Source organism: Marinoscillum pacificum, from assembly GCF_024714495.1.
In the GTDB taxonomy this organism is placed as follows: domain Bacteria; phylum Bacteroidota; class Bacteroidia; order Cytophagales; family Cyclobacteriaceae; genus Marinoscillum; species Marinoscillum pacificum.
The window spans coordinates 1-3673 of record NZ_JAMZMJ010000028.1 but is presented as its reverse complement, the minus strand read 5'-3'; the positions used below and the strand labels follow the sequence as shown (position 1 = coordinate 3673).

Below are 3673 nucleotides of genomic sequence, written 5' to 3'. Positions count from 1 at the left end.
GCTCCGTTTTCAGTGATATCTACATCAATAGATCCATCACCAGTTTGGTTAACACCATCACAGTAAGTGTCTACAGACTTAGTAGTTAACTGAACCACTGGATCTACTTGAACATCATCGATAGTGAAGGAAACAGAATCACTAATACAGTTAGTGGTAGTATTTGTAACTATTGCAGTATATACACCTGCAGTTAGAGAATGAATACTATCATTAAGGATGTATTTGGTTTCACCTAAAGATCCCGCAGGAATCGCTGGACTCCAGGTAATGGAATAATTGGTATACGTAGCGAAATCGTAAGTAATGCCATTTTCCGTAACAGAGTTAATAACTACATATCCATTCGGGTTATCACAATTCTGATTGTCAAATTCAGTTCCATTAGCCGCAGCAGTAACATTAACAGAATGCGTTACTTCTGGCAAGTTAATGGTAGAGATAATAGGACATTGTGCATCTGGATTAGATCTGTCAATTACTGCAATTGTATATTGTCCTCCATCTACGTTTTCAAGTGTTGCAGTGAAGTCAGCTCCAGAAGCAATAGTCTCGATACCAGATATATTAGTAATACCAGCTCCAACAACAACGTCACTTGTATCTGTTCCTGCAAACCACTTGTAATAGTAATCACCGGCAGTTCCAGTAGTATTTTCAATAGTGAAATCAATACTTCCAAGACCTATGTTTTCGCCAGTTGCTGAATTGTCAAGACAAGAACTATCATTTGCTGCAACTACGGTTGAAATTACTGGAAGAGTGGTAATACTGTCAATTTCTACCTCCAGTAAAGGTGTCAAACATCCAGTAGCTATATGTCTGGCCTGTACAAAATATGTTCCTGGATTTAATGCATCAATATCAGCATCTGCACTGAAGGCCTGTAGGATATTATTTCCGGCGTCTGTGAATTGATATAGGTATTCTGCTAAAACTCCTGAAGTCACATATGCAATGTCATCAATCGCAATTTCCCCCTGATCGGATGGTGAGCAGTCTAAAAGGTTTGTAATAGAGGCTGCGTTCAAATCGTGATCTTCTGGTGTATCCTGAACGGTTAGTGTCAGTGTATCAGCCGTACAAGAATTCAAACCAACAACAACTCCATTGATGTCTAAAGCACCTGAATTCGTCTCAACTACTAACGTATAATCCCCTGGGTCTAGATCACTGTAGGTGTCTTCGGTTACCGCCGAAGTGGTCCTGTCTGCAGGATCTGAAGTAGGGTCTGTACCTGGGTTAAACCAATAGAAAGTGAAGTCAACGGTGGTTGAGTCTATTGCCTGAGTTCTTGCTCTAGCGAATAATTCTCCATTATATAACGACGCATCACATGCAGTGTTGTTTGTAATAGAAGTTGAATCAACTATTGGTGTAAAGGCTTTTTGCTCTACAATATCGAATGCACTTAGTGTGAAACACTCGTTACCTGATGTTTCTCTGGCAATAGCTGTATATGGACCAGCTGGTAACCCGGAGAATTGAGCCGTATCAGCATCAGATAGTGGTGTTCCAGGGATGGTTATCGTTGAGTCACCGTTGAATAGTGTTCCAGCCGCTGCGTCGAATATGTATGGGAATACTAACGAATCCCCTGTAGAACTTGCAATTTTATAAGCTGTAAATCGATCAGCAGGAACACCATTACCTGCATACAGGTAAATAGCATATTCTGCAATATCATCAACAGTTTCAGCACCATTTCCATTACCTACATTGGTGAATATAGCATTGTCTGCAAAGGCTCCGTTTGTGCCTGTGATTGTTTCTCCATCTTGGAAGGTTCCACTTATTAATGAAACACTTGAAGTGGTAGCACTGTCAGTATCGTTTATAATACCAATTGCCCCACTATTAAAACCTACAATTGTGTCCAGGTTATCAAAGAAGCTAGGAGACATATCATCATGGGTGATGTTGATATTGTCAGCCAAGGCAACTTTAGCAACTCCATTGTCTGGACATTCTGTAACGTGCTCTATGGCAAGAGTAGTGGTTGTTTGAATTCCCTCAAATGGAAGATCAAATATTTCCTGATATCTACATCCAGTATTGGTTGTAACAACCAACGAATACAAGCCGGATTCTACATTGGATAAACTTGCAGAATCAGCATTACTAAATGTTGGTGCAAACCCTGTTCCCAAGTATGAAATATCAGTGTAATCTTCTGTGCCGACAAACCATTCAAAGTTTGTGAACGTTTGGCCAGCAACCCCAACCGTTAATTTAGCTCCAATTATACCATTATTGATTCCACAACTACTAGGTATTGCAACACCTTCTATATCGAAAGTAGGTGCAACTGAAGATACACCATCACCTATTTCAATGCTTTTCGCTATGCTAGTACATGATAAAGTCGTAGAAGATATAACCAAAGTATACCAACCTGTCACACGATTAATTAATGTGTCTGAGGTTTCTCCAGCTAATAGATTTGCAGCACTTGCTGTTTCTCCGCTGTACCACTGATATGTTGTATCAGCAACATCAGAATATCCTCTAGGAACACCATTAGAGAAATTGACAGTCAACACATCAACAGAAGCAGAACCATCAGCAGGATTACAGTTCTCTTGAGGTGTTTGGTCAAGTGTGAATGAATAGCTAGGAATAGATTCAATGATAGTAGCCTGATTAGTTGCAAAACAACCTGAGACATCATCAATTATTTTCACTGTGTACAATCCGCTTGGAAGATTTCTTACCGTGTCACCTGCTGCATTGAATGTTGCAAGAGGGGCAGGGCCGCTTCCATTCTGTACAAGATTTGAGGCTAATGTATTTGCTCCTTTATACCATTCATATGTATAAGTTCTAGTTCCTCCAACTGGTTCAGCTCCTAGCTGACCTGTAGGGTTGCTAGTATCACATGAGAATTGATCTTGTACAACACCAATTGATGCAGTAAATGATTCGGCATCGTCAGCTACTGGAATAGTAATTGATGCAGAAGTACATCCCGTATTATTATCAATGATCTGAACAGTGTAATTTCCTGGATCAACGTTGATCAAATTCAATGAATCACTCAAATCTACTGGTTGATTGTATGCACCGACACCTTTCAATGTACCAAGGTTATCTCCATCTGATATAAGGTTGGAAGCGTTTACTGAACTTCCAAAATACCAATTGATAGTAAAGTCACCACCTGCTGGAAGCAATTCACTACCAATCAAGTTTATTTGACCGTTTGGATAATTTGTACTTCCGATACACACCGTAACATTCACTGTGTCGATTGCAGCATCCGTGGTAGGTATCTCTGGATTTGTGATGTCATCAATGATTGTAACAGAAATGGTTGTGTCACATGCATTTCCACCTGTAATTAATACGGTGTAAGTACCTTCATCTACATTGGATAGAATTGAATCTTGCTCAGAAGGGATGATGGTCGTTGTACCTGTACCAGAATACCATTGATAGGTGTAGGAGCCTGAGGTACCAACAACACTAGGTTTGACAGCAACCTGACCACTATAATCTCCTGCTATAGTAATGTCACAGACACTGTTATTGATAATGCTATCAGCCGCCGGAGTGAAGTCAGGTTTAGCTGGAACTTCATCGATGAATAGGGTATAAGGTTGAGTAGCACAACCTGACGTATTATCAACAATTACCACTGTGTAATCATCAGAAGCTAATCCAGTAGCGAAGG

1 protein-coding gene is annotated in these 3673 nt (G+C 40.1%); it reads right to left on the bottom strand.

What is annotated here, in order from left to right; all coding sequences use genetic code 11:
• On the bottom strand, positions 1-3673 hold a 3673-nt coding region (locus NXS00_RS26825), incomplete at both ends, for a hypothetical protein (protein ID WP_258102383.1).